This window comes from Pseudomonas libanensis (assembly GCF_001439685.1).
GTDB classification, from domain to species: domain Bacteria; phylum Pseudomonadota; class Gammaproteobacteria; order Pseudomonadales; family Pseudomonadaceae; genus Aquipseudomonas; species Aquipseudomonas libanensis.
Genome location: NZ_JYLH01000002.1, coordinates 297,854 through 320,119, shown reverse-complemented (window position 1 = coordinate 320,119; position 22,266 = coordinate 297,854). Strand labels below are relative to the sequence as shown.

Sequence of the window (22,266 nt, the reverse complement as noted above, 5' to 3'; positions counted from 1 at the left end):
TTTTTTTTATGAGCGTGCAAAATAAGTCGGAAGTTCACTGATCAACCACAGATAAATCCTACATACCTGTTCACCCATCTCTTAATAATCTGCGCCCCGTCATGACCTGGGCCTGTCTCGCTTGGTGCCGGTCAATTCGTTCCCTTTCGGGAAGGTTCTTTACGGGTATACATGCAATGTCGATTAACTCACGGTTCAAAAAACATCCTCTTGCCCTGGCACTCCAGGTGCCCGCGGTTGGCTTCCTGATGCTGGGTGCCACATTTTCCCATGCCACCACTACCCTCCATCCTGGCATGGAGCGCACGATCGAGTCGGGGGCCCGGATCGACGACTGGGTCATTGGCCAGGGCGCGCATTTGACCGCCAATGCTGCCCAGTTGCGGCAGTCGCGCGTCACCGCGGGTACGCTGACGCTCAATGCCGGCACCAAGGCGCAAGATATTTACGCCAGCCAAGGTGCGCAAATCTACCTGAACAACGCCATGGTAGAAGCCAGAGGCTCAGCCGGCGTCGCCATTAACCTGGTGGGTAGCCAGTCGCTCATCAGGGGCAGCACTGTCATCAATAACAACGGTGTCGGCCTCTCTGCGGCGCGCAACTTTCTCACCGAGGATGGCTCCACCGCCGCTGTATTCGACAGTGTCATCCAGGGCTCTACTACCGGTGCACGGGCCACGGCGTTCAGCGAGCTGAACTTTTATGGTTCGGATGTGATTGCCACTGACGAGGACGGCGTTGGTGTGTTGTTGTACGGTGGTTCTGCCAATGCAGTCGGCAGTACCATCACCGGTGGCGAGAACGGTGTGCGCCTGAGTTATGAAAGTGCTGACTTGAACAGCAGCAGCCTGGTATTGGACGGCTCCCATGTTGAGGGGCGCAACGGCGCGGCATTGCTGGTGGAGGGGGATGCATACGGCACGACCAACGCTGACATTGAGGTGGTCAACGGCTCCACCCTCAAGGGCGGCAACGGCAACATCCTCGAAGTTACCGGCGGCTCCTTCGCCAACATGAATATCGACGGCAGTACCTTGTTCGGTGACGTCGTGGTCGAGGAGGGCAGCGCCGCCAAGTTGCAGCTCAACAACGGCTCGTGGTTGACCGGCCAGCTGAAAAACGTGGCCGAGTTAAGCGTAAACAACGCCTCCCACTGGGCACTGGTGGGCGACAGCGAAGTCGGCGACCTGAAAATGGCGGGCGGCAGCGTGCATTTTGGTGGGCCTAATGAGTTCTACCAGTTGGATGTCGACAGCCTGTCGGGCGATGGCACGTTCGTGATGCACACGGATTTTGGCAGCGGCCAGACCGACTTGCTGGCCGTTAATGGCATCGCCGAAGGTAACCACAGCCTGTTGCTGGAAGCTACGGGGTCGGAGCTGGTGACGGCCGAGCCTATCCGTGTGGTGCGCACCGAGGGCGGTGATGCACAGTTCGCCCTGGTCGGTGAAACGGTTGATGTCGGTGCCTACAGCTACGGGCTCAAGCAGGAAGACACCGACTGGTACCTGGACCCCAACCGTCGTGGTACCAGTAACAGCACCAAGGCCGTGATGGCGTTGTTCAACACCTCGCCCACGGTGTTGTACGGCGAGATGACCTTGTTGCGTACCCGCATGGGTGAGCTGCGCTTCAGCCAAGGCAACAACGAAGGTTTCTGGATGCGCGGCTACGGTAACAAGTACGAGGTCAGCGGCAACCAGGATGGTGGTGGCTACACACAGAACCAGCGCGGCTTTACCTTGGGTATCGACACGCCGCTGTACGGCGGCGACGGGCAGTGGGTGGCCGGTGTGATGGCCGGTCACAGCACCTCCGATATCGACCTCAATCGTTCTGGTGGCGGTACAGTCGACAGCTACTACGTGGGCGGTTATGCCACGTGGCTCGATGACGAGAGCGGCCTGTATTTCGACGGTGTGGTCAAGCTCAACCGCTTGCACAACGAAGTCAACGTGAGCATGAGCGACGGCAAGAAAGCGAAGGGCAACTACACCCAGAACGCCGTGGGGGCTTCGGTGGAAGTCGGTCGGCATATCAAACTGGATGACGGCTACTTCGTAGAACCCTACGGGCAGCTCAACGCTGCGATCACCCAGGCCCAGAGTTATGACCTGGACAATGGCCTGCACGCCAAAGGTGACCGTTCGGCCTCGGTCGTGGGCAAGGCTGGCGTCACGGTAGGCAAGAGTATCCAGCTGGACAGCGGTGGTGTGTTGCAACCGTACATGCGCACTGCGTTGGCCCATGAGTTCAACCACAACAATAAGGTCACGGTAAACGGCGAGCGCTTCAACAACGATGTATTCGGTTCGCGCATTGAAATGGCCGGTGGTGTGGCGATGTCGGTGACTCAGAACGTCAAGCTGCATGCGGACCTCGAGCATACACGTGGTAAAACCGTCGACCAGCCATGGGGTGTCAACTTCGGCGTGCGTTACGACTTTTAATTCATTCATCCACCCGAACAGGGGAAGCTTAGGCTTCCCCTTTTTTTCGCCTTCAGATCAGCACACTTAGCCAGGCTGAGCCCAGCAGCAGCAAGGCCATGATTCGGTTGAACACTTTCTGGGCCCTGGGGGAGCGCAAGAGGCGGCTAGACCCGGCACCCAATAAGGCCCAGGCGCCGAGGCAGGGCAAGGCGATCAGGAAAAACATCAGGGACAGGTACACCACCTGGCGCTGCCCACCCTGGCCAGCAAACACGCTGACCACCGCCAGCGCCATCATCCAGGTCTTGGGGTTGATCAATTGCAGGGCCGCGGCGCCAAACAGGCCCAAGCGCTTTTGCTTAGCATCTGCCTGAATGGCTTGGGGCGGTGCGCTGAAAATCTGCCAGGCCAGGTAACTCAGCCAGGCCACACCCACCCACTGCATCGCAGTTTGCACCTTGGGCATCTGCACCAGCGACTGCCCGACCCCGCAGCCCACCAGCAGCACAATCCCCGCTGCTCCCGCGCAGGCACCCAGAATAATTGGCAGTGCGGCCTTGAAACCATGACGGGCGCTGTTGCTCAGCACCAGGATATTGGTCGGACCGGGGGTGATGGAGGCGACGAAGGCGAACAGCATGAACGGCACGAACGTGGACAGCATGGCGGGGGACTCCGATGAACCAATCGATGGAGTCGATCTTCACAAGCTCTGCGGTCAACTGTCTGGAAGATTTGAGCAGCGCTTGCGGTAGGCGGCGGGTGTCAGGCCGTAGGCACGCACGAACCAGCGGCCCAGATGGCTTTGATCGGCGAAGCCCAGGGCCATCGCCACCGCTGCCGGCTGTTCGCCCTTGGCCAACAAGCGCCGGGCGCGGGCCAGCCGCAGTTGCACCAGGTAAGCGTGGGGCGCCAGGCCGAAGGCGCTCTTGAAGGCGCGGCTCAGGCGAAAGCGATCGACGCCGCACGCCAGGGCCAATTCGTCCATGCCCACGTCCTGATGCAGGTGGGCGTGCAGGTAGTCCCGTGCCTTGTGAGCCACCCGCGGCAAACGGGGATCGTCGTGGTAGCGCATGCGCCAGTAGAGCTGGCCGGTCAGGCGTTCCAGCAGTTGGTCCAGGGCACTTTGCCGTACGATCCGCAATTCGCCGTGGTGCAAGCTGTTAAACGCCTGGCTGGTGGCCAGGGCCAGGCGTGGGTCGTTGGCCAGGGTGCGGGCGAAGCTCAACTGATGGCGGGCGGGCGCTTCCTCGAATACGCTGCAGATCTCCCGTTCCAGCCAATGCGGGTCGAGGTAGAGCATGCGGTAAGTGAAGCCATCAACAGTAGGCGCATGGCCATCGTGGACCTCACCAGGCTCCAGCAGAAACACCTGGCCCGGCACGCTGTCGTGCCGCGTGCGCCGGCAGTTGAATTGCTGTACGCCTTGTTCGGTGACGCCCACCAGGTAGCTGTCGTGCCAATGGGGGTCGTAGGCATGGCCCTCGAAATGCGCACGCAGGGTCTCAATGCCGGTGTCGGCGTCCTGGTTCAGGTCGATCCAATTGTGCGCGCTCATACCACACCGAAGCTGAATGGAGTGTGCAATTGGCGCCGACAACGGGGGAGGGCGTCTAGAAGATTTGTGCAGTCTAGCCAAACAAGCCGGCGGCGATGTTGATCGAAAAGCCCAGAATTGCCGTGTTGAAGAGAAAACCGATCAACGACTGCCCCAGCACCACCTTGCGCAGGCCACGGGTAGCGACGCCTACATCCGAGGTCTGCACGGCCACGCCAATGGTGAAGGAGAAATACAGGAAGTCCCAGTAGTTGGGAGTGAGCAAGCCTTCGGCAAAGCGCAGCGCCGGTTCCTTGCCCTCCCAGGTGTAATAGAGCCGGGCGTAGTGCACGCTGAAAATTACCCCGATCAGCAGCCATGAGCCGATCACCGTCAACCCGGTAAAACCGTAGTGCAACAAGCGCTCGGAGCTGGCCAAGTCTTTGCTGCCCACCAGTTCGAAGGTGATGGTCGCCAGGCTGGCGATGGCGGCGATGCATACCATGAACAACACCAGCCCGGCGTTTTCGTCTTCGATTTCAGCGATGCGCTTGACGTCCTCGGCCTTGGCACGAATGGTCAGCCACAGCATCAGTACCAGGTAAGTCCAGACCCCGGCATTCCAGCCGATGAGGATTTTGCTGGCGAGGGTGTCGGCCGGTACCAGGAGGCCGACGGCAAGACCCAGTACCGCGGAGGATGAGAGGCGAGGGTGGGTGCGGGCGAGGAAGGGCATGGTGGCTCACAGATAACTGTTTGTGAGCACCATAGCTTATTTGGGTGTACCTGATTATGAATGCAATCAATTACCCTGTGGGAGCATTGATCAGTTTGGTTTATGGCGCCTGCGCACCAACCTCATCACCACCACAAAAAACACCGGCACAAACACCACCGCCAACGTCGCCGTAATCATCCCGCCAATCACCCCTGTACCAATCGCCTGCTGGCTCGCCGAGCTGGCCCCGGTGGCAATCGCCAGCGGCACCACGCCGAGGATAAACGCCAGCGAGGTCATGATGATCGGCCGCAGCCGCAGCCGTGCTGCCTTCAAGGTGGCCTCGATCAAGTCCTCGCCCTGGTCATACAGGTCCTTGGCGAACTCGATGATCAGGATCGCGTTCTTCGCCGACAGGCCGATGATGGTGATCAGGCCGACCTTGAAGAACACATCGTTGGGCATGCCGCGCAAAGACACGGCCAGGACCGCACCCAGCACACCCAGGGGCACCACCAGCAACACCGAGGTGGGGATCGACCAGCTTTCATACAGCGCGGCCAGGCACAGGAACACGATCAGCAACGACAGCACCAGCAGCAACGGTGCCTGGGAGCCGGACAGGCGTTCCTGCAAGGACAAGCCGGTCCATTCCTGGCCCAGGCCCGCAGGCAACTGGCTGACCAGGCGCTGGATTTCCTCCATGGCCTCGCCGGTGCTGTGCCCCGGCGCCGCTTCACCGCTGATGGCGATGGCCGGGTAGCCGTTGTAACGGGTCAACTGTGTCGGGCCTTGGGTCCACTTGGCTTCGACAAAGGCCGACAGCGGCACCATCTTGCCGGCGCTGTTGCGCACGTTGATCTTCATCAGGTCGGCCACCTGGCTGCGCTGGTCGCCTTCGGCTTGCACCACCACGCGCTGCATGCGGCCCTGGTTGGGGAAGTCATTGATATACGCCGAACCAATTGCCGAGGAGAGCACATTGCCGACGTCGGCAAACGAAACGCCCAGGGCGTTGGCCTGCTTGCGGTCGACTTCCAGCTGCACTTGCGGCGCTTCGGCCAGGGCACTTTCGCGCACATTGGCCAGGATCGGGCTTTTCGCCGCCGCGTCCAGCAATTCGGTGCGCGCAGCCATCAACCCTGCATGGCCAACGCCGCCGCGGTCCTGCAGGCGGAACTCGAACCCGCTGGAGGTGCCGAGGCCGTCCACCGGCGGTGGCAGGACCGCATAGGCAATCGCATCCTTGAGTTCGCTGAAGGCCATGTTGGCGCGGTCGGAAATCGATGCCGCCGAGTCATCGCTGCCGCGCTGCGACCAGTCCTTGAGCGTGGTGAACGCCAGTGCCGCGTTCTGCCCGGCGCCGGAGAAACTGAAGCCCATGATCATGGTGGTATCGCCCACCCCCGGCTCCTCGGCGTTATGCGCCTCGATCTGCTCGGCCACCCGCACCGTACGGTTCTTGCTGGCCCCCGGCGGCAACTGGATATCGGTGATGGTGTAGCCCTGGTCTTCCACTGGCAGGAACGAGGAGGGCAGGCGGCTGAACAGCAGCCCCATGCCCACCAGCAATACCAGGTAGATCAGCAGGTAGCGGCCGCTGCGCTTGAGGGCGTACGCCACCCAGCCTTCATAGCGGTTGGTGAGTTGGTCAAAGCGCTTGTTGAACCAGCCGAAGAAACCGCCCTTGGCATGGTGCTCGCCCTTGGCAATCGGCTTGAGCAAGGTGGCGCACAGGGCCGGGGTCAAGGTCAGGGCCAGGAACGCCGAGAACAGGATCGAGGTGGCCATCGACAGCGAGAACTGCTGGTAGATGACCCCCACGGAGCCTGGCATGAACGCCATCGGCAGGAACACCGCGACCAGAACCAGGGTGATACCGATGATGGCGCCGGTGATCTGGCCCATGGCTTTCTTGGTCGCGTCCTTGGGCGACAGGCCCTCGGTGGCCATGATGCGCTCGACGTTTTCCACCACCACGATGGCATCGTCCACCAGGATGCCGATGGCCAGCACCATGCCGAACATGGTCAGTACGTTGATCGAGAAGCCCAGCAACAGCATGGTGGCAAAGGTGCCCATCAGCGCGATCGGCACCACCAGGGTAGGGATCAGTGTGTAGCGCACGTTCTGCAGGAACAGGAACATCACCGCAAACACCAGCGCCATGGCCTCAAGCAAGGTGTAGACCACCTTGGTGATCGAGACTTTGACGAACGGCGAGGTGTCGTAGGGGATCTTGTATTCCACATTGGCCGGGAAATAGCGCGACAGCTCGTCCATCTTTGCCCGCACCAGGGTTGCGGTGCTCAGCGCGTTGGCGCCCGGCGACAGTTGCACGCTGACGGCGGTGGAGGGCTTGCCGTTCAGGCGAGTAGAGAACTGGTATTCCTGGCTGCCGACTTCTACTCGCGCCACATCGCCGATGCGCACGGTCGAGCCGTCGGGGTTGGCCTTGAGCACGATGTCGGCGAACTCCGCAGGGGTCGACAATTGGCCCTTGACCAGGATCGCCGCGGTGATTTCCTGGGTATTGGTGCCCGGCAAGTCACCGATGCTGCCCGCCGAGACCTGGGCGTTCTGCGCGCTGATCGCGGCGCTGACGTCAGCCGGCGTGAGATTGAAACCGATCAGCTTCTGCGGGTCGATCCAGATGCGCATGGCGCGTTCGGCGCCATACAGTTGGGCCTTGCCGACGCCGTCCAGGCGCTTGAGTTCGTTCATCACGTTGCGCGCCAGGTAATCGCTGAGCGCCACGTCATCAAGCTTGCCGTCGTTGGAGGTCAAGGTCACCAGCAGCAGGAAGCCGGCGGAGACTTTTTCCACCTGCAAGCCTTGCTGGGTCACGGCTTGCGGCAGTCGCGGCTCGACCACCTTGAGGCGGTTCTGCACATCCACCTGGGCCATTTCCGGGTCGGTGCCCGGCTGGAAGGTCGCGGTGATCGTCGCCGAACCCAGGCTGCTCTGGGATTCGAAATACAGCAGGTGATCGGCACCGTTGAGCTCCTGCTCGATCAGGCTGACTACGCTTTCATCCAGAGTCTGGGCCGAAGCACCTGGGTACACCGCGTAGATTTCCACCTTCGGTGGCGCGACGTTGGGGTACTGGGCTACCGGCAACTGCGGGATCGCCAGGAAGCCAGCCAGCAGGATAAACAGGGCCACCACCCAGGCAAAAATCGGGCGGTCAATAAAGAACTGCGGCATGACGGGTTATTCCTTTACGAGCGGGCTGTCGTCCACTTCAACTTTTTCACCGGGGCGCGCGTGTTGCAGGCCCTCGACGATGATGCGGTCGCCGGGCTTGAGGCCGCTGGTGACGATCCAGCGATCCTCGATCACCGCACCCAATTCCACCGGTTGCTGGCTGACGGTCTGCTCGGCGTCCAGCAGCAGCACCATCGGGATACCGGCGCTGTCACGGGTGATGGCGCGTTGCGGCACACTGATGCCTTGCTTGTCCACGGCCTGCTCCAGGCGCACCCGTACGAAACTGCCAGGCAACAGGTCGAGGTCCGGGTTGGGGAACTCGCTGCGCAGCGTAATCTGCCCGGTGCCCGGGTCGACGCTGATCTCGGCGAACAGCAATTTGCCCGGCAACGGGTACAGGCTGCCGTCGTCTTCGATCAGGGTGGCCTTGGCCTGGTCCTGGCCGACCTGCTTCAAGCTGCCGGCACGAAAAGCGCGGCGCAGGTCATTCAACTCGCGGGTGGACTGGGTGAGGTCAGCGTGGATCGGGTCCAGTTGCTGGATGATCGCCAGCGGCGTGGCTTCGTTCTGGCCGACCAGCGCGCCCTCGGTGACCAGGGCGCGGCCGATGCGCCCGGAAATCGGCGCAGTCACGGTGGCATAGCCCAGGTTCAACTTGGCACGCTCGACGGCGGCCTTGTTGGCGGCGATTTCGGCGTTGGCCTGGCGCAGGGCGGCGCGGGCGTTGTCGTATTCCTGGCCGCTGATGGCATTGCCTTCGACCAACTGGCTGTAGCGCTGCTCCTGCAAGCGTGCCTGGAAGGCATTGGCCTCGGCCTTGCTCAGGTTGGCCTGGGCGCTGTCCAGGTCAGCCTTGAACGGCGCCGGATCAATACGGAACAGCACGTCGCCCTGTTTGACATCGCGCCCTTCGTTGAACACCCGCTGCATGACCACCCCGGCGACCCGGGCGCGCACTTCGGCAATCCGTGGCGCGGCAATCCGCCCGCTCAGTTCGTTGGTAATGGACAGGGGCTTGGCCTGCAGGGTTTCGATGCGCACTTTGGCCAGGGGCATTTGTGGCGCCTCGTCTGCTGACTGGCCACACGCGCCCAGCGCCAGTGTGAGGGCCAACAGGCAAAACGGCGCAAATAGATTCTTCGACATGCTCTTATCCCAATATTGACTGGCGCATCCTAAGGACACCTGCGCCGTGGTGCTGTGAAGCTGTGTAGCTCGTGTGTGAAGAAGTGTAAGGTGCGGCGCGCGTGGCGTCGGGGGCGTATATCCTTGCACAACCTTGCTTACAATGAAGATCAAATGTGGGAGGGGGCTTGCCCCCGATGACGGAGTACCAGTCAATAGATTCGTTGGCTGATTCACCGCTATCGGGGGCAAGCCCCCTCCCACATGGGGTTTGTGTACGACTTACCACTGTATTTTCTGGAAACACCTCCATGCCTAACATCCTCCTGGTCGAAGACGACGCCGCACTCTCCGAGCTGATTGCCAGCTACCTGGAACGCAACGGCTACCACGTCTGCGTGCTCAGCCGTGGCGACCATGTGCGCGAACGTGCGCGCCTGAACCCGCCGGACCTGGTGATCCTCGACCTGATGTTGCCGGGGCTCGACGGCCTGCAGGTCTGCCGCCTGTTGCGCGCCGACTCGGCGGGCCTGCCGATCCTGATGCTGACCGCCCGCGATGACAGCCATGACCAGGTACTGGGCCTGGAGATGGGCGCCGACGACTATGTCACCAAGCCCTGCGAGCCGCGTGTGCTGCTGGCCCGGGTGCGCACGCTGCTGCGCCGCAGCAGCCTGTCCGAACCCCAGGTGGCCAACGACCGGATCATCATGGGCAACCTGTGCATCGACCTGTCGGAGCGCACCGTGACCTGGCGCGAGCAGGCAGTGGAGCTGTCCAGCGGTGAATACAACCTGCTGGTGGTGCTGGCCCGGCATGCCGGCGAAGTGCTCAGCCGCGACCAGATCCTGCAGCGCCTGCGCGGTATCGAGTTCAACGGCACCGATCGCTCGGTGGACGTGGCGATCTCCAAGCTGCGCCGCAAGTTCGACGACCACGCCGGCGAGGCGCGCAAGATCAAGACTGTGTGGGGTAAGGGCTATCTGTTCAGCCGTTCCGAGTGGGAATGCTGAACCATGTTCCGTGTGCTGCTACGCCTCTACCTGATCACCATCGTGACTTATAGCGCGGCGATTTTCCTGATTCCCAAGCTGGTGATCCAGCTGTTCGAACACCGCTACATGGACTACAACGTCGAGCAGTCCCGGGGCCTGCAAAAACTGATGGTCAAGCAATACCAGCGCGCGCCGGTGGAGCGCTGGTCCCAGGTCACCGACCAGTTGAGCCAGGATTTCGCGCCGCTGAAGGTCGAGCTGCTGTTGCGCCAGGACGCTCGCTACACCCCCCAGGAAGAACAGCTGCTGGAGCAAGGCAAGCCGGTGATCCGCCTGGGCGAGTGGGGCTGGATGGAAGAAATCAGCTCGCCGATCAACCAGCAGTTCGCGGTCAAGCTCACCGTGCCGCCGGATCCGCTGGACATGAACCTGCTGTATTGGTCAATGAACGTGCTGATCGGTGCCGCGCTGCTCGCATGCCTGCTGGTCTGGCTGCGCCCGCACTGGCGTGACCTGGAACGCCTGAAAAGCACCGCCGCACTGTTGGGCAAGGGCCACCTGGGGGAGCGCACGCGACTGCCGCCCAGTTCCAGCATCGGCAGCCTGGCGGCTGTGTTCGATACCATGGCGGACGATATCGAGCACCTGCTCAACCAGCAGCGTGACTTGCTCAACGCGGTCTCCCATGAACTGCGCACGCCGCTCACACGCCTGGACTTCGGCCTGGCCCTGGCGCTCTCCGAAGACTTGCCCGAGGCCAGCCGCGAGCGCTTGCAAAGCCTGGTGGCGCATATTCGTGAGCTGGATGAGCTGGTGCTGGAATTGCTCTCTTACAGCCGCCTGCAAAACCCGGCGCAATTGCCCGAGCGGGTAGAGGTGGCGCTCGACGAGTTTATCGACAGCGTGCTGGGCAGCGTCGACGACGAGCTGGAAAACCCCGAGATCGTCATCGATGTGGTGCTCGACTGCACGGTTGAGCGTTTCAGCCTCGACCCGCGCCTTACTGCCCGGGCGTTGCAGAATTTGCTGCGCAACGCTACGCGTTACTGCGACAAGCGCATCCAGGTGGGCGTCAAGGTGTGCCCCAACGGCTGTGAAATCTGGGTGGATGACGATGGCATCGGCATTCCGGCGGATCAGCGCGAGCGCATCTTCGAGCCGTTCTACCGCCTGGATCGCAGTCGTGACCGCGCCACCGGCGGCTTTGGCCTTGGCCTGGCGATCAGCCGGCGTGCCCTGGAAGCCCAAGGCGGCACCTTGACGGCCCTGGCGTCGCCCCTGGGTGGTGCGCGGTTTCGGGTGTGGTTGCCCACTCAAGCCGATTAGAAAATCTGCGGGGATGGGCGCACACTGTGCGCCCCGCTTTACCCGAGGAGAGATTGGCAATGACTGGTGTTCACACGTCCGCTCAACAGGGTTTCTCGACCCAGGCCGTCACTTACGCCCAAGGCCGACCGGACTATCCGCGCCAACTGACCGCCTGGCTGGCCGAGGCTCTGCAGATCAATTCGCAATCGACAGTGATCGACCTCGGCGCCGGCACTGGCAAGTTCACCCGCTTGCTCAGCAGCCTGGCACCGACCCTGATTGCGGTCGAGCCAGTGGCAGAGATGGGCGCGCAGTTGGCCAAGCTATTGCCGGATGTCCGCCTGCTCGACGGCACCGCCGAGTCCATCCCCCTGGCGTCCGCCAGCGCCGATGCCCTGGTGTGTGCCCAGGCATTCCACTGGTTCTCCACCCGCGCTGCACTGGCGGAAATCCACCGTGTGCTCAAGCCTGGCGGGCGACTGGGGTTGGTGTGGAATGTGCGCGATGAGTCGGTGGACTGGGTGGCGGCGATCACTGAGATCATCACCCCGTATGAGGGCGACACCCCCCGCTTTCACACCGGACGTTGGCGCGAAGCCTTCACCGGTGAGTACTTTGGCGCTCCGCAACTGACCTGTTTTGCCTACCAGCATGTGGGCAGTCCTCAGGAAGTGATCATGGATCGATTCCTGTCGGTGAGCTTTATCGCGGCGCTTGCACCTGCCGAAAAAGCCAAGGTCACCGCGCAATTGCGCACCTTGATCGACACCCATCCCGCCTTGCAAGGCCGCGATACCGTAGCCTTCCCGTACCAGACCCAGGCTTACTTGTGTGATCGGCTGAGCTAAAAGGCATAAAGTCAGATCATATTGGTATAAGTGGTTATAAGAAAAATCGCTATCCTGCGGCCAGAAATTTATAAGGCCGCGGGTAGCTGTAATGGATGTAGGTAATTTTGGTTTCGTGGTGGCCGGCCTGATCGTGGGGTTTATCGTGGGCATGACCGGTGTCGGCGGGGGCTCGCTGATGACGCCGATCCTGTTGTGGTTCGGTATCAACCCCGCCACTGCGGTTGGCACCGACTTGTTATATGCCGCCATCACCAAGTCCGGTGGCGTGCTGGTGCACGGCAAGAACAAGAACATCGACTGGAGCATCACAGGCTGGCTGACCCTGGGCAGCGTGCCGGCAGTGTTGTTGACTTTATGGTTCCTCGCCAGCCTGCACACCGACCCCAGCGCAATGAACGCCGTGATCAAGCAGGCACTCGGCGTGGTGTTGCTGCTCACGGCCCTGGCGATCCTGTTCAAGAAAAGCCTGTTGGCCTTTGCCCAGCGCCATGCCGGCGACGACTACCATGTGCGCCCGCGCAACCTGAACGCACTGACCGTGGTCACCGGTGCGATCCTTGGCACCATGGTGGCCCTGACCTCCATCGGCGCCGGCGCCCTGGGCACAGTGGCGCTGTTTATCCTGTACCCGTTCCTCGCCACGCGGCGGCTGGTCGGCACCGAAATCGCCCACGCCGTGCCCTTGACCCTGGTGGCGGGCCTGGGCCACGCGAGCATGGGCAATATGGATTGGCACCTGCTGGGCTTTTTGCTGATGGGGTCGTTGCCGGGGATCTACTTTGGCAGTCATATGACCGGCCGAATTCCTGACGGTGTGCTGCGCCCGTGCCTGGCGGTGATGTTGATGGCGGTGGGTTACAAGCTGGCGTTCTAGCTGAAGCCCTAATGCCAGCCAGTAAGCGTACCTCGCCCTCAAGGCCGTGGGTGTGGACCTGGTACTCGCAGGCTTCCTGCACTTTCAGGAAGAGGTGGAGTACTTCGGCAAACGTGTATTGCCGCTGGTGCGCGAGCTGGAAGCCACGGCCGATGCAGGCGCGAGCGGTTTTTCCAGGCACAGGGCAGCGGTGTGGTCTTCGTAGTAGTCATCGACCCAGGCAAAGCGCTGATAGCCGTTACGCTCATACAGGGCGAGTGCGCCGGGGTTATCGGTGCGTACTTGCAGCCGCAGGTACGCGCAATTGTTGGCCAGGGCGCAGGCTTCGATGTGCTCCAGCAACAGGTGGCCCAGGCCCATGCCTCGAGCGTGCTCGGCAATAGCGATGGAATACAAGCGCGCCAGACGGGTGCCGCGACGAAACAGCACCAGGCCATAGCCGAGCAATTGCCCGTGCTGTTGCACAAGCCACAACTGGCCATTGGCCCGGCTGATCATCCAGCGCAGACTGCGCGGTGACAGCCGATCACTGCGAAAACACTGCTGTTCCAGCGCCACTAATGCAGGCACATCGTCGAGGGTTGCAACGCGAAAGAAAAACGCCATGAGACCACCGTAAAAGTTGCGTAACGAAACGGGACTTCCCTAAAAGATCGTGCTTAATAGAAAAGGTCGAGTTCTCTAAAGCGGATCAACTATTATGTCGGCGGTACACAGTCATTGGCGTCAAGTATCCGAGCAAACCGTCGCGGCGACAATAACCGCCAACGGTTATTTTTCCGCGCCACCCCAAAGTTCAAGCCAAGTCGTAATTATTGTCGAACGCAAGGAAGATTGGGCCTCTTACTTCCCCAGCGAAGACATCGTCACTGCCCAACAATACTTGGAGCAGACCCGGCAAAATGAGACGGGCAAGCGTGTGCAGGTGATCAACCTGTGCCGCAGCTACAAGTACCTGGGGCACGGCTACTACTGTTCCTTGTTGGCCGAGGCGCGTGGACACAAGGTTATTCCATCGGTGCGCACCATCAGCGAACTGACCAGGAAGGCCCTGTATGGCCTGGCCCTGGATAACCTGGATAAAACCCTCGAAAAAGCCTTGAGTCATCATCTCTACAGCAATACCGAAGGCTTTACCCTGACCCTGTATTTTGGTCGAACGACTATAGAACCTTTGCAGGAATTGGCGCGCCAGTTATTTGAAACCTTTCCCTGTCCGATCTTGCTAGTTGAGTTTCGTCAACATAATGGCTGGCATATCGAAGGAGTGAAGTCCGGTGTATTGCACAAGTTACGCGACGATCAGGAAGATCAATTCGCCCACGCCCTCGACAACTTCAGCCGCAAAGTCTGGCGTCAGCCACGCTCGCGTCGATTGGCCCGTTATGACCTGGCAATTCTTCACGATCCCCAGGAGCAACTGCCTCCGTCCAACCCCCGCGCCCTGGAAAACTTCATACGGGTCGGCAAGGGCCTGGGCATCGATGTGGAGTTGATCGAACGCAAGGATTACTCACGCCTGGCCGAATACGACGCCTTGCTGATCCGTGAGACCACCAGCGTCGACAATCATACCTACCGCTTCGCCAAGAAGGCTGAAAGCGAAGGCTTGGTGGTCATGGATGACCCCGCATCAATTCTGCGCTGCACCAACAAGGTCTACCTCACGGATCTGTTGAACAGTCACCAACTGGGCATGCCAGCCACCGAGATTCTCTACAAGGAACGACCGCAGGACTTTGAACGCGTCGGCGAGCGCCTGGGCTTCCCGCTGGTATTGAAGATCCCCGATGGCTGTTTCTCCCGCGGGGTGATCAAGGTCGAAAGCCAGGCGGCGTTGCTCAAGGCCACCGCCGAGCTGTTCGAGCATTCGGTGCTGTTGCTGGCCCAGGAGTTCTTCTACACCGAATACGACTGGCGCATCGGCGTGCTCAACCGTAAACCGATCTTTGCCTGCCAGTACTTTATGTCCAAGGGCCATTGGCAGATCTACAACCACAAGGCCATCGGCCAGGCCGTCAACGGTGAGTGCCGCACCCTGGCGGTCCACGAAGCGCCCAAGGCTGTGGTGGAACTGGCCGTGAAGACCGCCAACCTGATCGGCGACGGCCTCTATGGCGTTGACCTCAAGCAGTCCGGCGACAAAGTGGTGGTAATCGAGGTCAACGACAATCCCAATTTGGATGCGGGCATCGAAGACGCCTACCTGCAGGACGACCTGTATGGCCTGGTACTGGAGGAGTTCGTGCGCCGCCTGGAGCTTAAACGCCAGGGCCAGGTGTGGTGAAAAAGGCAAGCTTGATCGTTCCCACGCTCTGCGTGGGAATGCATCCCGTGACGCTGCGCGTCTCTCTGGCGCAGAGCTTGAGCCCTGTGCGATCAAACCGGCGTTTGCAGGGTCAGCACCTCAAACCCATCTGACGTTACCGCCACCGTATGCTCCCACTGCGCCGATAGGCTGTTGTCCTTGGTCACCACCGTCCAGCCGTCCTTCAGGCTGCGCACCTTGGCACTGCCCTGGTTAAGCATCGGTTCAATGGTAAACACCATGCCTTCGCGAAGTTCCAGGCCGGTACCGGGGCGGCCAAAGTGCAGGATTTGCGGTTCTTCATGCATCTGCCGGCCGATGCCATGGCCGCAGTATTCACGCACCACGCTATAGCCGTTGGCCTGGGCGTGGCTCTGGATCGCATGACCGATATCACCCAGGCGAGCGCCAGGCTTGACCTGGCGGATACCGGCCCACATTGCCTCGAAGGTCATGCCTACCAGGCGCCTGGCCTTGGGCGCCACGTTACCGATCATGTACATCTTGCTGGAGTCGGCAATGAAGCCGCCTTTTTCCAGGGTGATGTCGATGTTGATAATGTCGCCGTCCTTGAGGAACTGCTTGGCGCTGGGCATGCCGTGGCACACCACTTCGTTGATTGAGGTATTGATGGAAAAGGGGTAGTCGTACTGGCCCAGGCTCGCCGGGCGGGCCTTGAGATCGTTGCGGATGAAGGCTTCGACGGCGCTGTCCAGCTCCAAAGTGGAGCGGCCGGCGGCCACGAAGCCATCGAGCATGTCGAACACCTGGGCCAGCAGGCGCCCGGACTCACGCATCACGGCCAGTTGCGCGGCGGTCTTGATCATCAGCTGCGCCCCCGGATCAGGTCGGGCTTGTCCAGCAGCAGCTTGTTGATCAGTTCGTTGTAGGGCAGGTGCGGGTTGAGTTCGGCGAGCAGGCCGATCTTGATCCAGAACTCGGCCTGGGCGTTGATGGAGCGGTCCATGGCGGCGCTGGCCAGGCGAAGCTGTTCGTGCAGTTGGTCGGTGATCTTAACGATGCCCATGAGGTTCACTGTAGAGAGGAAATATACGAAGCGTATACGTTTCGTATGCTACGCGTAAACCCTATGCTTCAAATCAGGCGGTTGATAGTTGCGACATGTTGCCGAAAAGAGCTTCGGCACAAGTCGCTGTTTAACCCGAGGTGCTGGGTTAAACGTTTAATCGAAGTGGTTCGACGATTATTTAAACATTGCAGTCCGTTCCATATAACGCGTCAGCATGCTTATGAGGAAAAGTTACAACCACGCCGGAATTTGCCGAGTAGGCTTGGTGAGTACAGGCGTCTGCCAGGGTTGGTAAGACGGGGCAGGCGAGCGTCTGCCAAGCCCATGACAAACTGATTGGCAGTCTCAAAAAAGGAGAGGTTGGCCATGCTTTCGGAACTGGAACTTCGCAGCATTATTGAAGGAAGTTTTCTGCCTAAACGGTGCGAATGCACCAAAGCCGAGGATGCTTCGTTGACGATCAAGGTGTATGACGACCGTGACCGTGACCGGGTGGACTTGGAGGTCAAAGGTATAAACGCTGACAAACTCGACAGCAGTCGAGCCATTTGCAACCTGATCACCGGTTTGCGTGAAGACCTCAAGCACACCCAGACCCACACCCCCGCCCTGCGTCGAGCAGGAGGGCGCGGTTATTTTTAGTTAAGCCTTGAATTCAAATCGACCCAGGGCCTGGCTTTCGCCAGGCCCATTGCTATGCGCGTCAGTCCAACTGATGACGGTACGGCAGGTCGGGTCCGGTCTTGGTACAGGTCAACGCAGCGGCGCGAATCGCAAAGCCGAGCATGCTGTCAATTTGCTTGCGCGTAAGCTGCCGCAAGCCCTCCAGCGAATCCAACTGCTGCTCGGTCAGCCAGGCAATCAGCGCTGCCTGGAAGGTGTCGCCGGCACCCACCGTATCGGCCATCAGCACCTTGACTGCCGGCTGAGACCAGTTGCCATGCTGGCGACTGAACACCGAAGCGCCGTCGCCGCCACGGGTGAGAAACACCAATTGGCAACGATGCTGCAGCCAGCCTTGCACGACACTTTCCGGTGACTGGCCGGGGTAGAGCAGGTGTAGGTCTTCGTCGCTGACCTTGATCAGGTCAGCGTACTGCACCAGTTCCGCCACGCGCTCGCGCCACAACTGGATATCCGGCTGCGGGTTAAGGCGCACATTCGGGTCGAGGCTGATCAGGCGCTTGCCGCTCTCGCGCTTGACCAGGTTCAGCAAGGTGTCGCCAACCGGCTGCACCACCAGGCAAAACGACCCGATATGCAGCCCACGCACCTCTTCACCCAAGGTCGGCAAATGCGCCGTTTGCAGTTGGCGGTCGGCGCAGCCTTCGCCACGGAAGCTGTACTGCGGTGAACCATTGGCACCCACGGCGACCATCGCCAGGGTGGTCGGCGCGTCGAACTCCACCAGGAAGCGTTCGCTGACGCCTTCGTCCTTGAGCACCTGCAGCAAACGGCGCCCGAGGTAATCGGTGGACACGCCGGCCAGGAACCCCGACTCGATGCCCAGGCGGCGCAGGCCTACTGCTACGTTGAACGGCGAGCCACCGGCAATGGCCTTGTAATTGAGCTTGGCCGGCTGCCCACTGGCATCTTCCTCGCTGAAAAAATCAAACAGCGCTTCACCACAAACCAGGTACATAGTCGTTCGCTCTTAAAGGGATGCTACGTGCTGTTGATAACGCTCATACGCCTGTTGATAGGCACTGACATTGGCTGAAATCGGCAGGGCGCGGCTGGCCGGGTCGATGCTCACGCATTTGTCGCACAGGCTGGTCAGGGACTCACCGGATTGGCACCAGGCCGCCTGGATCGCCGCGCCCAGGGCGGCGGCCTCGCTTTGTTCGGTACAGACCACTTCGGTGTGCATGATATCGGCGACCATCTGCCGCCACACCGGGCTTTTCGAGCCGCCGCCGATCAGGCGGATGCGCAGGCTTTGCAGGCCGGTGTGGCGCAGCAGGTCCAGACCGTAACGCAGGCCGAACGTGGTGCCTTCGACCACGGCGCGGCACAGGTTGGCGCGGGTCAGGTTGGTCATGGTCAGGCCATGCAGGCTGCCGGTGGCATGGGGCAGGGCGGGCACGCGTTCGCCATTGAGGAACGGCAGCATGCTCACGCCATCGGCACCGATAGGCGCTTGTTCGACCAGGGCGTTAAAGGCATTCAGGTCCAATTCGAACAGCTCGCGAATCACGCCGGTGGCGTTGGTCAGGTTCATGGTGCAGATCAGCGGCAGCCAGCCGCCACTCGATGAACAAAAGGTCGCCACCGAGGCCTGCTGGCTGACATTGGGCTGGTCGGCAAAGGCATAGACGGTGCCCGAGGAGCCCAGGCTCATGGTGATCACGCCGGGGGCGATATTGCCGGTGCCGATGGCGCCCATCATATTGTCGCCACCGCCGCTGGACACCACGGCCTTGGGGTTGATGCCCAGGCGTTCAGCGATGGCCGGCAGGATCGTGCCCACCGCTTGGTCGGCTTCGATCAACTGTGGCAAGGCGGCTTCAAGGCGACCGCTGGGGTCGATGTGCTGGAGCAGCGCCACATCCCAGGTCCGGCTGCGCACATCGAAATAGCCGGTGCCGGAAGCATCGCCGTACTCGGCGCAGGCGCGGCCGGTAAGCCAGTAGTTGAGGTAGTCGTGGGGCAGCAGGATATGGGCGATGCGTGCGAACACGTCCGGGTGCTGCTCGCGGGTCCAGAGCAGTTTTGACACCGTGTAGCCCGGTGCAATCGCCACGCCCAAGCGCTCCAGGGAGCCACTTTCACCGCCCAGGCGGTGCAGCAGGCGGTCATTCTCGGGGGTGGTTTCGGTGTCGCACCACAACTTGGCCGGGCGCAGCACTGCACCTTGTTCGTCCAGCAGCACCAGGCCATGTTGCTGGCCGGACACGCCGATGCCGAGGATGTCCTGGCCATCCACGCCGGCTTGTTGCAGGGCGCGGTGGGTGGCTTCGGTAAAGGCGTCCAGCCATTCCTGGGTGTGCTGCTCACGGCGGCCATTGGCGCCGCTGATCAGCGTGTGCGCGGCGGCGCCCAGGCCCAGTACCTTGCCGCTGGAGGCGTCGAGGACGATGGCCTTGGTGCCTTGGGTGCCGCAGTCGATGCCGAGAAACAGGTTTTGCTGGGTCATGATGGAGTGCTCAGCATTATTGTTGGAGTTGTTTTAATGCGGTCAAAATGTGGGAGGGGGCTTGCCCCCGATAGCAGTGGGTCAGAGAAGGATATTTGACTGATACACCCTCATCGGGGGCAAGCCCCCTCCCACAGTTTTAATCCGGTTTCTTCAGGAGGTGCTTCAGGGTTTCGGTGACGCCTTTGTCGCGCAAGCTTGCATAACACCGCTCAAACGCTGCCACAAACGCCGCCGACTTGGGAATAGCCGTGCCAAAAATCTCATCAACGCCCAACAAGCGCTGGCTGATCAGTGCGTCAACCGTCACCAGCCCCTGGCAAAACTCGGCCCTTGGGTCGGGGATCGTGTAGCTCACGCCATTCTCATCCACACCCTTCAAATACAAGGCCCAGGCCGCGACCACCAGTGCCGCACGCTCCGTCTCGCGGCCACCGGCAATCAAACGGTTGATGGTCGGCACGGTGAACTTGGGAAACTTCGACGAGCCATCGGAACACACGCGCTCCAACTGGTCGGCAATCGCCTGGTTGGAAAAGCGCTCCACCAGGGTCTGCTTGTAGGCGGTCAGGTCGATGCCTGGCACCGGCGCCAGGTTCGGGGTGACGTCCAGGTCCATATACGCACGCATATACGCCACGAACAGTGGGTCATTCATAGTCTCGTGGACAAACCGATAACCCTTGAGAAACCCCAGGTAGGTGAGCGCCAGGTGGCTGCCGTTGAGCAAGCCGATCTTCATCTCTTCGTAAGGCGTGACGTCATCGGTGAACTGCACACCGACCTTTTCCCAGGCCGGGCGGCCGCTGACAAACTTGTCTTCCAGCACCCACTGCACAAACGGCTCGCACACCACCGGCCAGGCATCGTCGATGCCGTGTTCGTCATGCAATTGCAGGCGGTGAGCGGTGCTGGTCATCGGCGTGATGCGGTCGACCATGGCATTCGGGAAGCTGACATTGGCCTTGATCCAGTCATGCAGCTCGGCATTATGCAGGGCGGCGAAGGCCAGCAGTGCCTTGCGGGTAACGGCGCCGTTGTGGGGCAGGTTATCGCAGGACATCACCGTGAACGCCTGCGTGCCGGCGGCGCGGCGCCGGGTCAGAGCGGCGCAGATGAAACCGAACACGGTTTTCGGCGCCGTGGGGTGCGCCAGGTCATGCTGGATCTGCGGCAGGTGGGCCATGAACTCGCCGTTGCTGTCGTCGATGCAGTAGCCGCCCTCGGTGATGGTCAGCGAAACGATGCGGATCGCCGGGTCGGCCAGTTTGTCGATCAAAGCCTGGGCGCCGTCTTCGGCCAGCAGCATGTCGCTGATGGCGCCGATCACCCGTACTTCGGTGTCGTCGGTATCGCCCAGTTCGTACAGGGTGAACAGGTAATCCTGGCCGGCCAGGTCGTCGCGGGCCCTGCGGTCTTCGGCACGCAGGCCGACGCCGCAAATGCTCCAGTCCAGGCCCTCGCCGGTATTCATCAGTGCATCGGTGTAATACGCCTGGTGCGCACGGTGGAAGCCGCCGACGCCGATGTGGGCAATGCCTTGGCGGGTGTCGGCAATCGCGTAGGCCGGGGTTTTCACTTCCGGCGCCAGCTGCGTGAGGTTGGCTTTATTCAGTTTCATCGGGAAATACTCGGGATCAGGCGGCAGCGCGCAGTGGGCGGGCCACGGCTACACCGTTTGTGTCGAACAGATGGCAGTGCGCCGGGTCCAGGTGCAGGTGCAGGGTTTCGCCATATTGGCTGGCCATGTCGCCGCGAATGCGCATGGTCAGCGGCTCGCCATTGGCAGTGATGACGTGGCAGAAGGTGTCGCTGCCCAGGCGCTCGCCGACGTCGGCGGTGACGGTCAGGGTGGTTTGCCCCGGCGCGGCGATTTCCAGGTGCTCCGGGCGGATCCCCAGGGTCACGTCACTGCCGACGCTCAAGCTGGCGCCGCTCAACGGCAGGCTGATCAGGGTGCCGGCGTCCAGTTGAACCTCGCAGCCCTGGCTCTCGATGCGGGTGACCTTGCCCTTGAGGAAACCCATCTTCGGCGTGCCGAGAAACCCGGCCACAAACAGGTTGGCCGGCTGGTGATACAGCTCCAGCGGCGAGCCGACCTGTTCGATACGGCCACTGTTGAGCACCACCACCTTGTCGGCCAGGGTCATGGCTTCGACCTGGTCGTGGGTCACGTAGATCATGGTGGCTTGCAGCTCTTTATGCAGGCGTGCCAGTTCCAGGCGCATCTGCACGCGCAACGCGGCATCGAGGTTGGACAGCGGCTCGTCGAACAGGAAGATCTTCGGGTTGCGCACAATCGCCCGGCCAATCGCCACGCGCTGGCGCTGGCCGCCGGACAGTTGCTTGGGCTTGCGCTCCAGCAGCGGACCCAGCTCGAGGATGCGCGCCGCTTCGCTGACTTTGCTGTCCACCGACTTCTTGTCGACGCCGGCCAGATCCAGGGCGAACGACATGTTCTTGCGCACGCTCATGTGCGGGTACAGCGCATAGGTCTGGAACACCATGGCCAGGTCGCGCTTGGCCGGGGTCACTTCGGTGATGTCGCGGCCATCGAGTTCGATGGTGCCGTCGCTGACTTCTTCCAGACCGGCGATCAGCCGCAGCAGGGTGGATTTGCCGCAGCCCGACGGGCCAACGAACACCACGAACTCCTTGTCGTTCACCTCAAGGTCAATGCCCTTGATGATGGAAAAGCCTTCGAAGCCTTTTTGCAGATTCTTGATTTTCAGGTTGGCCATG

18 protein-coding genes and 2 pseudogenes are annotated in these 22,266 nt (G+C 61.3%); 8 read left to right on the top strand and 12 right to left on the bottom strand.

Annotated elements, in window-relative coordinates; genetic code table 11:
* The first annotated feature begins 176 nt into the window (after positions 1-176).
* Positions 177-2,450 (top strand): autotransporter outer membrane beta-barrel domain-containing protein, encoded by a 2,274-nt coding sequence (locus TU73_RS04060; protein ID WP_057011098.1) that lies wholly within the window; start codon positions 177-179, stop codon positions 2,448-2,450.
* Between the two features lie 52 nt (positions 2,451-2,502).
* Here TU73_RS04060 and TU73_RS04055 read toward each other — a convergent pair whose 3' ends face one another.
* The 5 genes from TU73_RS04055 to TU73_RS04035 form a co-directional block, all read right to left on the bottom strand.
* Positions 2,503-3,096, bottom strand: a complete 594-nt coding sequence (locus TU73_RS04055; protein ID WP_057011097.1) for a LysE family translocator — start codon at positions 3,094-3,096, stop codon at positions 2,503-2,505.
* Between the two features lie 54 nt (positions 3,097-3,150).
* On the bottom strand, positions 3,151-3,990 hold the full coding sequence (locus TU73_RS04050) for an AraC family transcriptional regulator (RefSeq protein ID WP_057011096.1): 840 nt from the start codon (positions 3,988-3,990) through the stop codon (positions 3,151-3,153).
* A gap of 73 nt (positions 3,991-4,063) precedes the next feature.
* Positions 4,064-4,705: a DUF1345 domain-containing protein gene (locus tag TU73_RS04045; RefSeq protein WP_057011095.1), complete on the bottom strand. Its 642-nt coding sequence runs from the start codon at positions 4,703-4,705 to the stop codon at positions 4,064-4,066.
* A 90-nt stretch (positions 4,706-4,795) separates the two neighbouring features.
* Positions 4,796-7,894: an efflux RND transporter permease subunit gene (locus TU73_RS04040; protein WP_057011094.1), complete on the bottom strand. Its 3,099-nt coding sequence runs from the start codon at positions 7,892-7,894 to the stop codon at positions 4,796-4,798.
* A gap of 6 nt (positions 7,895-7,900) precedes the next feature.
* The gene (locus tag TU73_RS04035; RefSeq protein WP_057011093.1) at positions 7,901-9,043 is read right to left on the bottom strand and encodes an efflux RND transporter periplasmic adaptor subunit; all 1,143 of its coding nucleotides are present in this window, start codon (positions 9,041-9,043) and stop codon (positions 7,901-7,903) included.
* A 290-nt stretch (positions 9,044-9,333) separates the two neighbouring features.
* Between TU73_RS04035 and TU73_RS04030 the strand changes: the two genes are divergently transcribed.
* The 5 genes and pseudogenes from TU73_RS04030 to TU73_RS29275 all read left to right on the top strand — a co-directional run.
* Positions 9,334-10,035 (top strand): response regulator, encoded by a 702-nt coding sequence (locus TU73_RS04030; protein ID WP_043051055.1) that lies wholly within the window; start codon positions 9,334-9,336, stop codon positions 10,033-10,035.
* A 3-nt stretch (positions 10,036-10,038) separates the two neighbouring features.
* A complete protein-coding gene (locus tag TU73_RS04025; RefSeq protein ID WP_057011092.1) occupies positions 10,039-11,343 on the top strand; it encodes an ATP-binding protein in 1,305 nt (434 codons plus the stop codon).
* A 59-nt stretch (positions 11,344-11,402) separates the two neighbouring features.
* Positions 11,403-12,173, top strand: coding sequence for a class I SAM-dependent methyltransferase (locus TU73_RS04020; protein WP_057011091.1), 771 nt, complete (start codon positions 11,403-11,405; stop codon positions 12,171-12,173).
* Between the two features lie 91 nt (positions 12,174-12,264).
* Positions 12,265-13,050: a sulfite exporter TauE/SafE family protein gene (locus tag TU73_RS04015; RefSeq protein WP_057011090.1), complete on the top strand. Its 786-nt coding sequence runs from the start codon at positions 12,265-12,267 to the stop codon at positions 13,048-13,050.
* 31 nt (positions 13,051-13,081) lie between these two features.
* A pseudogene (locus TU73_RS29275) lies at positions 13,082-13,255 on the top strand (hypothetical protein); the annotation flags it as partial.
* On the opposite strand, the pseudogene TU73_RS04010 reads toward TU73_RS29275, so the two are convergent.
* A pseudogene (locus tag TU73_RS04010) lies at positions 13,215-13,656 on the bottom strand (GNAT family N-acetyltransferase); the annotation flags it as partial. The pseudogenes TU73_RS29275 and TU73_RS04010 overlap by 41 nt on opposite strands.
* 94 nt (positions 13,657-13,750) lie before the next feature.
* On the opposite strand from TU73_RS04010, the gene TU73_RS04005 reads away from it, so the two are divergent.
* Entirely contained in the window at positions 13,751-15,337 is a 1,587-nt protein-coding gene (locus tag TU73_RS04005; protein ID WP_057011088.1) for a RimK family protein, read from the top strand.
* Between the two features lie 92 nt (positions 15,338-15,429).
* Here TU73_RS04005 and map read toward each other — a convergent pair whose 3' ends face one another.
* Both map and TU73_RS03995 read right to left on the bottom strand, forming a co-directional pair.
* Complete coding sequence (gene map / locus TU73_RS04000; RefSeq protein WP_057011087.1) at positions 15,430-16,185, bottom strand: type I methionyl aminopeptidase; 756 nt, start codon at positions 16,183-16,185, stop codon at positions 15,430-15,432.
* Positions 16,185-16,385 (bottom strand): ParD-like family protein, encoded by a 201-nt coding sequence (locus TU73_RS03995; RefSeq protein ID WP_003190946.1) that lies wholly within the window; start codon positions 16,383-16,385, stop codon positions 16,185-16,187. Before TU73_RS03995 ends, map begins: the two co-directional genes overlap by 1 nt.
* 369 nt (positions 16,386-16,754) lie before the next feature.
* Between TU73_RS03995 and TU73_RS03990 the strand changes: the two genes are divergently transcribed.
* Positions 16,755-17,030 (top strand): DUF1652 domain-containing protein, encoded by a 276-nt coding sequence (locus tag TU73_RS03990; RefSeq protein ID WP_043051062.1) that lies wholly within the window; start codon positions 16,755-16,757, stop codon positions 17,028-17,030.
* 61 nt (positions 17,031-17,091) lie between these two features.
* Here the strand turns inward: TU73_RS03990 and TU73_RS03985 are convergent, their stop codons facing one another.
* From TU73_RS03985 to TU73_RS03970, 4 genes are all read right to left on the bottom strand, one after another.
* A complete protein-coding gene (locus tag TU73_RS03985; protein WP_057011086.1) occupies positions 17,092-18,030 on the bottom strand; it encodes a carbohydrate kinase family protein in 939 nt (312 codons plus the stop codon).
* A 12-nt stretch (positions 18,031-18,042) separates the two neighbouring features.
* Complete coding sequence (gene xylB / locus TU73_RS03980) at positions 18,043-19,524, bottom strand: xylulokinase (protein WP_057011085.1); 1,482 nt, start codon at positions 19,522-19,524, stop codon at positions 18,043-18,045.
* Positions 19,525-19,663: 139 nt separating this feature from the next.
* Positions 19,664-21,145, bottom strand: a complete 1,482-nt coding sequence (locus TU73_RS03975; RefSeq protein WP_057011084.1) for a mannitol dehydrogenase family protein — start codon at positions 21,143-21,145, stop codon at positions 19,664-19,666.
* A gap of 16 nt (positions 21,146-21,161) precedes the next feature.
* On the bottom strand, positions 21,162-22,265 hold the full coding sequence (locus TU73_RS03970) for an ABC transporter ATP-binding protein (RefSeq protein ID WP_057011083.1): 1,104 nt from the start codon (positions 22,263-22,265) through the stop codon (positions 21,162-21,164).
* Position 22,266: the final 1 nt, after the last annotated feature.